Here is a 12,733-nt window from a genome sequence, read left to right on the forward strand (position 1 = left end):
TCAGTCTCCAGAAATTCGGAACATCCCCGGCCGGGCGGCCGAGGTTTCAGGTCTTGTTCGCGGTCTCAGGAGAGGTGGGGCGGACCCCGTGCGTCATACCGGGCGTAGAACCCGGCGCTGCGATGGGTGAAAGCCACATGCGCCCAGCGCGCGGCAATCGGCCAGTCGACCGGCAACACTGCGCCCACTTCGGGCAATTGGGTTGCCAGATTCACCCCGCCATAAGGGCAGGCGCTGCGTTCGTCGGTTTCGTCGTGGTCTGGGGCGTCCTCGCCCGGGTCGATCCAGCGCTCGACCGGGCCGTCGCCGGTGCAGATCACCATAAGGATCGCCCCGTCCGAGCTGCGCGTGGGCATCCAGCCCATCGGGATAGCACCGGATACCATCACGGCAACCAGCGTCAGCACCTAAATGACGCGCATCAGCAGCATCATTCCAGATTGGCGATGATCGAACGCAGCGTCGGGATGCCGTCGCCTTTTTCGGACGAGGTCAGCACGATTTCGGGATAGGCGGCGGGGTGTTTGGACAAAGCACCGCGCACCTGTTCCAGAACCTTTTCGCGGTCCTTGGCCTTGACCTTGTCGGCCTTGGTCATCACGCATTGAAAGGTTACGGCGCTGGTGTCCAGCAGCTTCATGATCTCGTCATCCACGGGTTTCACGCCGTGGCGGGAATCGATCAGCACGAAGGCCCGGCGCAGGGTCTGACGCCCGCTCAGGTACTGTTTCAGAAGGCGTTGCCACTTCTCGACCACCTTGACCGGCGCATTGGCATAGCCATAGCCGGGCAGGTCAACCAGATACAGCTCGGGGCCTTGAGTGAAGAAGTTGATCTCTTGCGTGCGGCCCGGCGTGTTCGACGCGCGGGCCAACCCCTTGGTGCCGGTCAGAGCATTGATCAGGCTGGATTTACCCACGTTCGAGCGGCCGGCGAAACAGACCTCGATCCGGTCGGGGGCGGGCAGACCATTCATTGCCACGACGCCTTTGACGAATTCGGACGGCCCGGCAAACAGCTTGCGGCCGGCCTCTATTGCGTGGTCATCGGGATCGGCCGCCAGGGGAAATGGCAGAGCTGTCATAGAACCTGCACCTTGTCTCGGGGGCAGACTGTGCCTTGGCGAATGACTTCGGCGTATACTCCGAAATCCTGATGGTCCCAGCTGCGCAGAGCACCTAGCGTATCTGCGTCCCGCACTCCGGTGTCGGGGTTCGCAGTCGTTGCCATGCAGCGCGTAATCCGTTCGCGTACGTGAAATACGGCCTCGCCGATCTGCACATCCTTATCAAGCCAATCAAATTCTTCCCAAAGAGGAAGGCCATCGAACCAGATGTTGCCACGCCAGCGGCAGATCGACAGCTCGCGGCCCAGACGCTGCTCGACCGCCCGATGCGAGGCCATGTTGCACAGGCTGACCGAGGGATAATCACTGTCGGTCATACCACGGCCAGGAACCCGGACGATTCGTGCAGATGCGGCGCGGTCGGCGGGCATCAGCGGGCTGACCCACTCCAGAAACAGGTCTTGTTCTGTGTCCGGGTGGAAGGTCAGGTCGGGCCGATCCGGGTGGCTGAGGGTCACGCGATCCCCATCCAGAACAGCCGATATCGCCATCAGCTGGGGCGCCTTCGAGCCGCGGCTGAAATTGGCGCAAGGCGCCCACTCGGACCCGTCGGCCTTGGACATTTCATGCGCCACCGCCCAAACGCGATCCCCGGGCATGGTCTGCCCGGGGATAACGGTGACTTCCTGCAGGGGTTCCCTGCCATGGCTTTTGATCGGATGGCGCCAGATCTGCGTGACTTGTCCGGTCATTTCTTGTCCGTCTTGGGGGTTTTCTTGAACCCCGACTTGATGTTGCCAAACACATCCGGCGTATAGCCCTGGCTGCGCATGATCAGGTATTGCTGGGTGAACGTGATGGTGTTGTTCGCGATCCAGTAAACGACCAGCCCGCTGGCAAAGCTGCCGAGCATGAACATGAATACCCATGGCATCCAGGCAAAGATCATGGCCTGGGTCGCGTCGGTGGGCGCCGGGTTCAGCTTTTGCTGCAGCCACATCGAGATCCCCAGCAGCAGCGGCAGGATGCCGATGAAAATCGTTGCCATCAGCGTGCCAGGCTCAGGTCCGGCCCACGGCAGCCAGCCGAAGAAGTTTATGATCGAGGTCGGATCCGGCGCACTCAGGTCCCGGAAAGGACCGAACCAGGGGGCTTGCCGAAGTTCGATGGTGACGAAGATCACCTTGTAAAGAGAAAAGAAGATCGGGATCTGCATCAGGATCGGCAGACAGCCGGCGGCCGGGTTGACCTTTTCCTTTTTGTACAACTCCATCATGCCCTGCTGCATCTTCTGACGGTCGTCGCCAGCAGCTTCTTTCAGGGCTTCCATCTGTGGCTGCAATTCCTTCATCTTCGCCATCGAGACGTAGGATTTGAACGCCAGCGGGAACAGGATTGCCTTGATGATCAGGGTCAGCCCGATGATCGACCAACCCATGTTGCCGATCAGAGCGTTGATGTTGTGCAGCAGCCAGAAGATCGGCTTGGTCAGGAAGAAGAACCAACCCCAGTCAATGCTGTCGATAAACTTCTGAACGCCCTGGGCCTGATATTCGCGGATGGTTTCCCATTCCTTGGCACCGGCAAACAGTCGGGTGGTAACCTCGGCGGATTCGCCGGGGGCAACCGTCATCGTCGGCAACACCGTTTCCGCCTGGTAGATCTTGCGACGCGCGTCATATTTCGCGGCCGCCTTGAACGCCGATCCGGGATCGGGGATCAGCGTGGTCATCCAATAGTGGTCGGTAAAGCCGATCCAGCCGTTTTCCTTGACCTGATAGACCTCGGCCTGCGCCCGTTCGTTGGGGTCGATGTCGAAATCGCGGACATCGCCATAATCGACCTCGGACAGGGTCCCGTCGGCCATGCCGATCACACCTTCATGCAGGATGAAGAAGTTCTTCAACCCCGGAAGATCGCCATCCTCGCCTATGCCGTGGCGTGCCAGAATGCCGTATGGGGCCATTCCGACCTCGGCTCCAGTGCCGTTTTCGACGGATTGGGTCACGGTGAACATGTAATCCGCATCCACACCGATCGTGCGGCGGAATGTCAGACCCGCGCCATTCTCCCATTTCAGGGTTATGGGGCTGTCTACCGACAGGGTTTCGCCCTGTTCCAGCGTCCAGTTTGTATTCGGGCCCGGCACGTCCGAGCCAGCCAAACCGGCACCGGGCGCCCACCCGTAGAGGGCGTAGTAGGCCGAGTTGGACCCAACCGGCGACAGCAGTTCGACGATCGGCGCGCCCTCGTCGATCGAGACCTTGTAGTCTTTCAGATACAGTTCGTCGATCCGTCCACCCGAAAGCGACAGGCTGCCCGACAGACGCGGCGTGTCGATTTGGATCCGCGGCGCGGTGGCTTCCGGCAGGGTTTCCTCTGCGGTGGCGGTTGCCTCGCCGACAGTCGTGCTTCCGGCGCTTGGCGTCTGAACCTCGTTCCCCTCCGAGGCGCTGATCTCGGCCTGCTCAGGCGTTGTGGTCGGTTCTGGCGGAGGGAACAGCACAAACCAGACTAGGATCACAAGGAAACTAAGCGCGGTTGCAAGGATGAGATTCTTGTTCTGATCGTCCATCTGGGACAGCCACCTTGAGCAGTGAAAGACACCGCAGGGTTCAACAGAGTGCAGCCCAAAAGGTCAAGCGGAATCGCCCCGGAAATCGTGAGTGTAGGGCAATCCAGTCCCCGAAATCAGGATTCCCGGCCCATTTCGCGGCCAATCCGCGGTGCGCCTCCCAGTTTCGCGCGGCGGTCCTTGATCCAGTCTAGCGTATGCTCGACCGGCATCGGCTTGCCGATCCCAAACCCTTGGACATGGCGACACCCCAATTGCGCCATCAGCGCGTGCTCGCCAGGGGTTTCCACCCCCTCAGCCAGGGTTTCAAGGTTCAACCTCTCGGCCATCATCAGAATGGCGCTGACCATTTGCTGCTGGGACGGATCCCGATCTGCATTGGACACGAAAGACCGGTCGATCTTGATGCGGGAGACATCAAAGCGCTTGATCGACGAAAATGATGCGTGACCAGTGCCGAAATCGTCCAGATCGATGCAACAGCCGAGCTTGGACAACTGGGTCACGTTGCGGGTGATGACATCATCGGGTCGGCGCGAAAAAACGGTTTCAAGGATTTCCACGGCCAGCCGGTCCGGCGAAAGGTCGAACTGGTCCAACTCCCATCGCACCCGGTCAACAAGTGAGGGGTCCCGCAATTCGTCCGACGAAAAGTTGATGCCGATCCGAGGAATGACGGCGCCAGCGCAGTCCCAGTCACGCATCGCGCGAAAGGCGTGGTGGCGGATCGTCTGGCCCAGCTTGTCCATCAGCTTGGCCTGTTCGGCAAAAGGCAGAAACACCTGCGGCCCGACAACTCCCTTGGAAGGGTGCTCCCATCGAGCAAGGGCCTCAAACCCGGTGATGTCGCCGGTGTCCGTTGAAACCTGTGGTTGAAGCCAAGGGCGGATCTGACCGGTTTCCAGAGCGGTCTCCAACTCCTTGCGGAAATTGATATGGACGACTGATCTGCGTCGCGTGGCCTCGGAGTAGGCGCGGATCGTGGAAGGCCCGTTCCGCTGTGCTTCGGCCAGCGCGGCCCGAGCGGCCTCGATCCATCCGTCCGGCGCTTCGTCGGCAACGGCAGAGTGCAGGCAAAATCCGGCAGAGCAGGACAGATAGAGGCTGGCATTGTCCAGCGGGATCGGTTCCTCCACCGTGCTTTGTATGCGGCCCGAGGTCTGGATGCAGCTTTCCAAGTCCAGATGCCGTGAGGGGCGCAACCCGATCAGAAACGTGTTTCTCGACAGGCGTGTTGCAATGTCCTCGCTCCGGATCACCGCCAGGAGGCGGTCGCAGAAGCGCCCTGCCACATAGTCGGCTGCCGCGGTGCCGTGCAGCTCTTCGACATCGTCGAAATCATCTAGAGACACAACGATGCAGGCTGAATCCTCTCCGGTTGCCCGCGATGTGCTGTGCAGATACTCCATCTCGGCGCAGAAAACATCACGTGGTAACAGTCCCTTGGGCCGCATGTGCGTCGCCAAAGCAGGACCGGCGCCCGGTTGCAGCCGTTGGGCGGCCGAAAACAACAAGGGCAGCCCCAGGGCGACAACGACCAACGCCGTGTCGCCGCCCAGCCAGAAAGCAGCTAGGCACAATGCAGGTACGAACGCCAAAACCTGCGGCATTGCCAGAACGGTCAGCAGAGCATTCTGAAAACTCTGGAGTGAGAACCTTTTCAGCATCGATTCCGGCCTTCCAATTGGGAGAACTGAGTCCAATCGGAGGCTAGGAAATCAATCTGAGTCAGACGTTAACGCAGAAGCGGAATTTCTTCCGGATTTTCGCCGTTTTTGTCGGGGTTCAGCGTCAGTCCGGGAAAATCGAACAGCTTCGAATCCAGAAGGTGCGAGGGCCGGGCATTGGTCAGTGCGCGGAACATCACCTGCCGCCGGCCAGGGCTGTTCTTTTCCCATTGGTCCAGAATCTGTTTGACCTGCTGGCGTTGCAGGCCGTCCTGACTGCCGCACAGATCACAGGGGATGATCGGATAGTTCATCGCTTTTGCGAATTTCTCGCAATCAGCCTCGGCCACATGGGCCAGCGGGCGATAGACGAACAGGTCGCTTTCTTCGTTCACCAGTTTCGGAGGCATGGTCGCCAGACGGCCGCCGTGGAACAGGTTCATGAAAAAGGTTTCCAGGATGTCATCGCGGTGATGCCCCAACACCACGGCCGAGCACCCTTCCTCGCGCGCGATCCGGTACAGGTTACCGCGGCGCAGGCGCGAGCACAGCGCGCAATAGGTGCGGCCCTGCGGCACCTTGTTGACCACGATGGAATAGGTGTCCTGATACTCGATCCGGTGCGGCACGCCCATGCGTTCCAGAAACTCGGGCAGCACGGTGGCCGGAAAGCCCGGCTGCCCCTGATCCAGATTGCAGGCCAGCAGGTCCACGGGCAGCAGGCCGCGCCACTTCAGCTCGTACAGAACGGCCAGCAGGGTATAACTGTCCTTGCCGCCCGACAGGCAGACCAGCCAGCGCGGCGGCTTGCCGTCCTTGTCTTGGGCCGACGGGTCAACCATGCCGTATTGCTCGATCGCTTCGCGCGTCTGGCGCACGATGCGTTTGCGCAGCTTCTTGAACTCGGTGGTCGAGGGCGCACCGGCAAACAGCGGATGGATATCGTCAGCTTCGTCGAACATGCGCAGCCCCTACCGCAGATGCGCCGACCGGGCAAGGCCCGCCTATCCGGACAGCCGGCCCAGCAGGACGTCGGTGTCCAGCCCCGAGACCGATCCGGGTATGCGCCCGCTTTCGCCCAGAACCCGCGTGGCAATATATCCATCGGCCACCGCACCGGGCGCATGGCGCAGCAGCAGCGCGGCGGTCAGCAGATGCGCGGTGGCCTCGGCGAACCAGCGGGCCTCGGCCTCGGGGGGCAGGGTGGACCAGCGGTCGCGATGCGCCTTCAGGGCGGCGTCATAACGGCGGTCGGCTCCGGTTGCCGCGTCCAGTTCGGCCTGCAAGGTCTGGGCGGCCAGCGGGTCGCGCGCAAGGCTGCGCAGAATGTCCAGGCAGATCACGTTGCCCGACCCCTCCCAAATGCCGTTCAGGGGCGCTTCGCGATAGATCATCGGCATCGGCGTGTCTTCGACATAGCCCATGCCGCCCAGCACCTCCATCGCCTCGACCGCCACGACCGGGCAGCGTTTGTTCGACACGAACTTGGCCAGCGCCACCCCGATCCGGGCAAAGGCGCGGTCTTCGGCGGTGTCCCCGTCAAAGGCGCGGGCCACGCGCAGGCCCAGGGTCAGCGCGCCCTCCCAGTCCAGCACCAGATCGGCCAGAACGGCGCGCATCAGCGGCTGGTCAATCAGGCGGCGCTGAAAGGCGCTGCGGTGGCTGACCCAGTGATGCGCTTCGGACAGGGCTGCGCGCATCAGGCCGGCGGGGGCCATCGCGGTGTCGAGCCGGGTGTGATGCACCGTCTCGATGATCGTGCGCACGCCGGCCCCCTCGTCGCCCAGCTGATAGGCCAGCGCGTCATGGAACTCGACTTCGGACGAGGCATTGGCGCGGTTGCCCAGCTTGTCCTTGAGGCGCATCAGGTGGATGGCGTTGCGCTCGCCTTCCAGCCAGCGGGGCAGCAGAAAGCAGGTCAGCCCGCCCGGAGCCTGCGCCAGCGTCAGGAACCCGTCGGACATCGGGGCCGAGCAGAACCATTTGTGGCCGCGCAGCCGCCAGGCATCGCCGTCACGGTTGGCGGTGGTGGTATTGGCACGCACGTCCGAGCCGCCCTGTTTCTCGGTCATCGCCATGCCCAAGGTCGCCGAGCGTTTTTCTCCGATCGGGCGGGGGGCCGGGTCATAAGTGTCGGCGGTCAGTTTCGGGCGCCAGATTTCGGCCAGTTCGGGGTTGGCGGCCAGCGCCGGCACGGCGGCATAGGTCATGGTCAGCGGACAGCAATGGCCCGGCTCGACCTGGCTGGCCAGATAGACCATCGTGGCATGGGTGGCGTGACCGCCCGGCGCTCCGTCCCAGGCGAGCGCGGCATAGCCTGCCGATTGGCTCAGATCCATCATGTGATGATAGGCCGGGTGGAACCGCACCTCGTCCAGGCGGCGGCCACCCCGGTCGAAGAGGCAGAGTTCGGGCGGGTGCAGGTTGGCGTCGCGCCCGGCCTCGCGCGTTTCGGCCCGGCCCAAAGCGGCCCCGTAGGCGGCCAGCAGGGCCGCCCGTGCCCCGGCGCGCGTGGCGCAATCGCGCAGAACCAGATCAGAGGCCCACAGGTCAACGTCCCCTCGGTCGGGCGGTTGGTTCGTCACCTCATGCGTGGGCAGGGTCTTGCGGGCGTGGGATTTGGACATGGGCGCCTCGGGCGGTTGTTGCTGAAACCGATGTTCAGCGGCGCAGCCCCCTTGGGTCAAGCGTGACGGGGTGTCAGATCAGGGCGCATCGGGCGTGTCGTCGGGCACCGGGTCATAGCCGTCGCCGCCCCAAGGGTGGCAGCGCCCGATGCGGCGCGCGGCCAGCCATGCGCCCTTGATGGCGCCATGTTTCTGCAACGCTTCCAGCGCATAGGCCGAGCAGGTCGGCTGATAGCGGCAATTGAACCCCACCCAAGGGCTGAAGATCAGCCGGTAGGCCCGGATTGGCAGCGCGAGGATATGGGCAAGAGGGGTCATTTGCGCGGGCTGTGGACCTTGCGCAGGGCCTGGCGCAGATCATCCAGCAGAGCGTCAAAGGTGCGGGCGGCGGTCACCTCGGCCCGTCCGATCAGGACGTAATCCCATCCGTCCCGGCCATGGTCCGGCAGAACGGCGCGGGCCGCCTCGCGCAGCCGGCGCTTGGCCCGGTTGCGGGCCACGGCATTGCCGACCTTCTTCGAGCAGGTGAACCCGACACGAATGCCGTCGGCCTCATCCGGTGCGCGCTTGCGGGCCTGCACCATCATGGAAGGCGTGCCCTGTCGGCGCGCCCGAGCGGCCCTGAGGAAATCGCTGCGCTTGCGCAACACCGACAGGGCAGGCGCGCAAACGGACGCCGCCGGGGGCATATCCCCGGGGTGGTCAGTGCCATCCACAGGGGCCTCCGGCGGCGTCATGTTCAAAACCTGAAAGGTCGCGCGGTTTATGCGCTCAGCGACTTGCGGCCACGGGCACGGCGTGCGTTCAGGATCTTGCGGCCGGCCTTGGTGGCCATGCGCGCGCGGAAACCGTGGCGGCGTTTGCGAACCAGGTTCGAAGGCTGATAGGTGCGTTTCATCGCTCCGTCTCCAATCTTTGGCGGTCGGGTGCGGCGCGGATTCGCCTGCCCGTGGTGTTCGAAGCCCGTCCTCTACTGGGAACCGGCGGGCAAGTCAAACCCCATCGCAACGGTTTTCGTGCCTTTTGCAACAATTCTGTCGGGCGACGGGGCAAAAGTTTCAGAATCAGCCCGTGGATGGCGGATTTCTCACATTGAACCGGTGCGTGTTCAACCCGGCGTGAGGACCCTGTTGCACAGAAGGCCAAGCGCGCATCTTGTGGGGCAGATGAAGCATTCGAACCCGGACGACAAAATGACCGAAACCACCCAAGTGCCGCGCAGCGGGCTGGCGCGACATATTCCCCTGGTCGTGATCCTGACGGTTGCCGTCGTCGGGTTCTTTGCGCTGGGCGACTACCTGACCTTTGAAACCCTGCGCGACAATCGCGAGGCGCTGTTGGCCTGGCGCGACGCCAACTACTGGTCGTTGGCGGGGGTTTTCATCCTGGTCTACGTCCTGATCGTCACCTTTTCTTTGCCCGGTGCGGCCGTGGCCTCGATGACGGGCGGGTTCCTGTTCGGACTGTTCGCGGGCACCGTGTTCAACGTCTTCTCTGCAACCGTGGGGGCCTCGGCGATCTTTCTTGCGGCCCGCTGGGGGTTGGGCGAGGCGTTGACGGCGCGGCTGGAGGCCTCGGAAGGCACCGTCAAGCGAATCAAGGACGGGTTGCGCGAGAACGAGATCCCGGTGCTGTTCCTGATGCGGCTGGTGCCGGTGGTGCCGTTCTTCGTCGCCAACCTGGTGCCAGCGCTGGTGGGGGTGAAGTTCCGGAACTTTCTGCTGACCACGGCGCTGGGCATCATTCCGGGCGGCATCGTCTATACTTGGATCGGTGTCGGCCTGGGCGGCGTGTTCGACCGGGGCGAGACGCCGGACCTGTCGCTGCTGACCGAGCCTTTCGTGATCGGCCCGATCCTGGGGCTGTGCGCGCTGGCGGCTCTGCCGATTTTCCTCAAACTCATGCGCGGCCGAAGGGGCCTTTGATCCATGCAAGAACTCAAGACCGACATCCTGGTGATCGGGGCCGGGTCGGGTGGCCTGTCGGTGGCCGCTGGGGCCAGTCAGATGGGCGCCGACGTGATCCTGCTGGAAGGGCACAAGATGGGTGGCGACTGTCTGAATTATGGCTGCGTCCCGTCCAAGGCGCTGCTGGCCAGTGCCAAGCTGGCCAATGCGCAGAGCCATGCCGAGCCGTTCGGCGTTGCCGACCGCGCGCCACAGGTGGACTATGCCGCCGCCAAAAACCATGTGCGGGACGTGATCGCCCAGATTGAGCCCATGGACAGCCAGGAACGGTTCGAAGGGTTCGGCGTGCGCGTCATTCGCGACTGGGGGACCTTTCTGTCGCCCACACAGGTTCAGGCCGGCAATTTCGTCATCACCGCCCGCCGCGTGGTGCTGGCCACGGGCTCGTCCCCGCTGGTGTCGCCGATCCCGGGGCTGGATGAGTTGCCGTTTGAGACCAACGAGACCATTTTCGAGTTGCGCGACAAGCCCGACCACCTGCTGATCATCGGCGGGGGCCCCATCGGCATGGAGATGGCGCAGGCGCATGTGCGACTGGGCTGCAAGGTAACGGTGATCGAAGGCGCGCGGGCGCTGGGCAAAGATGACCCCGAGGCAGCCGCAGTGGTATTGGAGGCCCTGCGCGCCGAAGGGGTCGAAGTTCTGGAACATGCGATGGTGGCCCGGGTGCGCGGGAAGGCCGGCGCGGTCGAGGTCATCACCGAGGATGGCGCGGTCCATGCGGGCTCGCACCTGCTGCTGGCGGTGGGGCGCAAGGCCAACACCGACCGCCTGAACCTGCAGGCTGCCGGGATCGACCGGACACACACGGGCATCAATGTGGATGACAGCCTGCGCACCACCAACCGGCGGGTCTATGCGATTGGCGACGTCGCGGGCGGAATGCAGTTCACCCATGTGGCTGGATATCATGCCGGGGTCATCATCCGTTCGGCCCTGTTCGGGCTGCGGTCCAAGGCCAAGACGGCGCATATCCCCTGGGCAACCTATACCGACCCCGAACTGGCCCAGGTCGGCCTGACCGAGGCGCAGGCGCGCGACCGCCACGGCGACAAGGTCGAGATCGCCCGGTTCGACTATGCCCACAACGATCGCGCCGTGGCTGAACGCAGAACGACCGGGTTCATCAAGGTCATGGTCGTCAAGGGGCGACCGGTGGGGGCCACAATCGTGGGGCATCAGGCCGGCGAACTGATCAACTTGTGGTCTCTGGCGCTGGCCAATAACCTGAAGATGAGCCAGATCGCGGCGATGGTGTCGCCCTATCCCACGATCGGAGAGCTTAACAAACGGGTGGCGGGCGCCTATTTCTCGCCAAGACTGTTTGAGAATCAGATGGTTGAACGAGTGGTCAGGCTGGTCCAGCGCTGGATCCCCTGATCGGGAAAGGAGCGCCACTTGAACTCGCTGTCGGGTCGTTTCCTGATCTTGACGACGGTCTTCGTGATGTTGGCCGAGGTGCTGATCTTCGTGCCGTCGATCGCGCGCTTCCGCGAGGATTTCCTTCTGAACCGGCTGGAACGCGCCCAGATCGCCTCGCTGGCGCTGCTGGCCGACGACATGCTGGCCGAGGAGTTGGAGGCCGAGCTTCTGGCCAATGCCGGGGTCTACAACGTGGTGCTGCGCCGGGACGAGGTGCGCCAGCTGATGCTGTCTTCCCCTATCCCAGACCAGGTCGCCAAGACCTATGATTTGCGAGGCGCCGGGCCTTGGGTTCTCATTCGGGACGCGATGATCCGTTTCTTCACGCCCGAGAACCAGGTCATTCGCGTCATCGGGCAGCCTGTGCGGGATGCGGGTTTGCTTATCGAGGTTACCATGGACAGCGCGCCGCTGCGTATGGCGATGATCGATTATGGCCTGCGCATCCTCGGTCTGTCCTTTGTCATCTCGATCATCACCGCGTTTTTTCTGTTTCTCGCGGTGCGAGTGGTTCTGGTTCGCCCGATCAAAAGCGTGGTGGGCTACATGCAGCGCTACGCCCGGGCACCCGAAGATGCGCGCGGCATCATCTCTCCCCAATCCAAGGTGACCGAACTGCGTGAGGCTGAAGAAGCCCTGCAGATGCTGCAGACCGACCTGACCCAGGCCCTGAAACAGCGCGAGAGGCTGGCACAACTGGGTGGCGCGGTGGCCAAGGTCAGCCACGATCTGCGCAACATCCTGACCTCGGCCCAGCTGTTCACTGACCGGATCGAGGCCAGTGACGACCCGCTGGTCAGACGGATGGCGCCCAAGTTGGTCAACTCGATCACCCGGGCGGTGTCCCTGTGCGAAAGTACGCTGGCCTTCGGGCGGGCCGAAGAGCCCGCGCCCACCCTGACCATGGTGCGGTTGCGCGATATCGCTGCCGACGTAGCGTCCAGCGAGGCTCTGGCCGTAGACGGCGGCTGTATTGAAATTGCCAACGACGTTCCCGAAGACCTGGTCGTTCGGGCCGATCCGGAACAGATGTTCCGGGTCATCATGAACCTTGTGCGCAACGCACGCCAAGCACTGATGATATCCGGCCAACCAGGAAAAATCACGATCTCGGCCTGCGAAGATCAGGACGCATGGGTCATCGAGGTTCGGGATACCGGTCCCGGTTTGCCGCCACGAGCGCAGGAGAATCTGTTCACGCCGTTTCAGGGCGGTGTGCGCAAAGGTGGCTCGGGCCTGGGTCTGGCGATTTCTCAGGAACTGGTGCGCGGCCACGGGGGAGAGTTGGTGCTGACCTGCACCGGCCCCGAGGGCACGGTCTTTGAAATAAGGCTCCCACGGGGGGAGATGGGTTTTTGAATTATTTTTGAAGAATCGGGTTGCACGTCCCGAACGCCGGGTCTAAATAC

General features: G+C 63.1%; 13 protein-coding genes. 3 read left to right on the plus strand and 10 right to left on the minus strand.

The features are described from left to right. Nucleotides 1-65: 65 nt before the first annotated feature. The 10 genes from AC2FNL_RS07220 to rpmH form a co-directional block, all read right to left on the minus strand. Nucleotides 66-407 (minus strand): DUF2946 family protein, encoded by a 342-nt coding sequence (locus AC2FNL_RS07220; RefSeq protein ID WP_496832963.1) that lies wholly within the window; start codon nt 405-407, stop codon nt 66-68. A gap of 23 nt (nt 408-430) precedes the next feature. Further along, on the minus strand, nt 431-1,084 hold the full coding sequence (yihA, locus tag AC2FNL_RS07225) for a ribosome biogenesis GTP-binding protein YihA/YsxC (protein ID WP_496832964.1): 654 nt from the start codon (nt 1,082-1,084) through the stop codon (nt 431-433). Continuing rightward, entirely contained in the window at nt 1,081-1,818 is a 738-nt protein-coding gene (locus AC2FNL_RS07230) for an MOSC domain-containing protein (RefSeq protein WP_170589854.1), read from the minus strand. Before AC2FNL_RS07230 ends, yihA begins: the two co-directional genes overlap by 4 nt. Beyond that, nucleotides 1,815-3,641 carry a membrane protein insertase YidC gene (gene yidC / locus AC2FNL_RS07235; RefSeq protein WP_496832965.1) on the minus strand — a complete coding sequence of 609 codons (1,827 nt, stop codon included), beginning with the start codon at nt 3,639-3,641 and terminating at the stop codon, nt 1,815-1,817. Before yidC ends, AC2FNL_RS07230 begins: the two co-directional genes overlap by 4 nt. A gap of 116 nt (nt 3,642-3,757) precedes the next feature. After that, nucleotides 3,758-5,308: a putative bifunctional diguanylate cyclase/phosphodiesterase gene (locus AC2FNL_RS07240; protein WP_496832966.1), complete on the minus strand. Its 1,551-nt coding sequence runs from the start codon at nt 5,306-5,308 to the stop codon at nt 3,758-3,760. A gap of 68 nt (nt 5,309-5,376) precedes the next feature. Next, nucleotides 5,377-6,270 (minus strand): tRNA 2-thiocytidine(32) synthetase TtcA, encoded by an 894-nt coding sequence (gene ttcA, locus AC2FNL_RS07245; RefSeq protein WP_496832967.1) that lies wholly within the window; start codon nt 6,268-6,270, stop codon nt 5,377-5,379. A 42-nt stretch (nt 6,271-6,312) separates the two neighbouring features. Then, nucleotides 6,313-7,935, minus strand: a complete 1,623-nt coding sequence (locus AC2FNL_RS07250; protein WP_496832968.1) for an acyl-CoA dehydrogenase family protein — start codon at nt 7,933-7,935, stop codon at nt 6,313-6,315. 78 nt (nt 7,936-8,013) lie between these two features. Further along, nucleotides 8,014-8,253: a membrane protein insertion efficiency factor YidD gene (gene yidD / locus AC2FNL_RS07255; protein ID WP_496832969.1), complete on the minus strand. Its 240-nt coding sequence runs from the start codon at nt 8,251-8,253 to the stop codon at nt 8,014-8,016. Then, the gene (rnpA, locus tag AC2FNL_RS07260) at nt 8,250-8,672 is read right to left on the minus strand and encodes a ribonuclease P protein component (protein ID WP_496832970.1); all 423 of its coding nucleotides are present in this window, start codon (nt 8,670-8,672) and stop codon (nt 8,250-8,252) included. The genes yidD and rnpA overlap by 4 nt, the downstream gene beginning before the upstream one ends. A 26-nt stretch (nt 8,673-8,698) precedes the next feature. After that, entirely contained in the window at nt 8,699-8,833 is a 135-nt protein-coding gene (gene rpmH, locus AC2FNL_RS07265) for a 50S ribosomal protein L34 (RefSeq protein ID WP_005980833.1), read from the minus strand. A 268-nt stretch (nt 8,834-9,101) separates the two neighbouring features. Between rpmH and AC2FNL_RS07270 the strand changes: the two genes are divergently transcribed. The 3 genes from AC2FNL_RS07270 to AC2FNL_RS07280 are packed head-to-tail and all read left to right on the plus strand — an operon-like array spanning nt 9,102 to nt 12,683. Next, nucleotides 9,102-9,860 carry a TVP38/TMEM64 family protein gene (locus tag AC2FNL_RS07270; RefSeq protein WP_496832971.1) on the plus strand — a complete coding sequence of 253 codons (759 nt, stop codon included), beginning with the start codon at nt 9,102-9,104 and terminating at the stop codon, nt 9,858-9,860. 3 nt (nt 9,861-9,863) lie between these two features. Next, nucleotides 9,864-11,282: a dihydrolipoyl dehydrogenase family protein gene (locus AC2FNL_RS07275; RefSeq protein ID WP_496832972.1), complete on the plus strand. Its 1,419-nt coding sequence runs from the start codon at nt 9,864-9,866 to the stop codon at nt 11,280-11,282. 18 nt (nt 11,283-11,300) lie between these two features. Then, nucleotides 11,301-12,683 carry a sensor histidine kinase gene (locus tag AC2FNL_RS07280; protein WP_496832973.1) on the plus strand — a complete coding sequence of 461 codons (1,383 nt, stop codon included), beginning with the start codon at nt 11,301-11,303 and terminating at the stop codon, nt 12,681-12,683. Nucleotides 12,684-12,733 lie beyond the last annotated feature (50 nt).

It is taken from the genome of Ruegeria sp. CRTD044 (assembly GCF_059613485.1).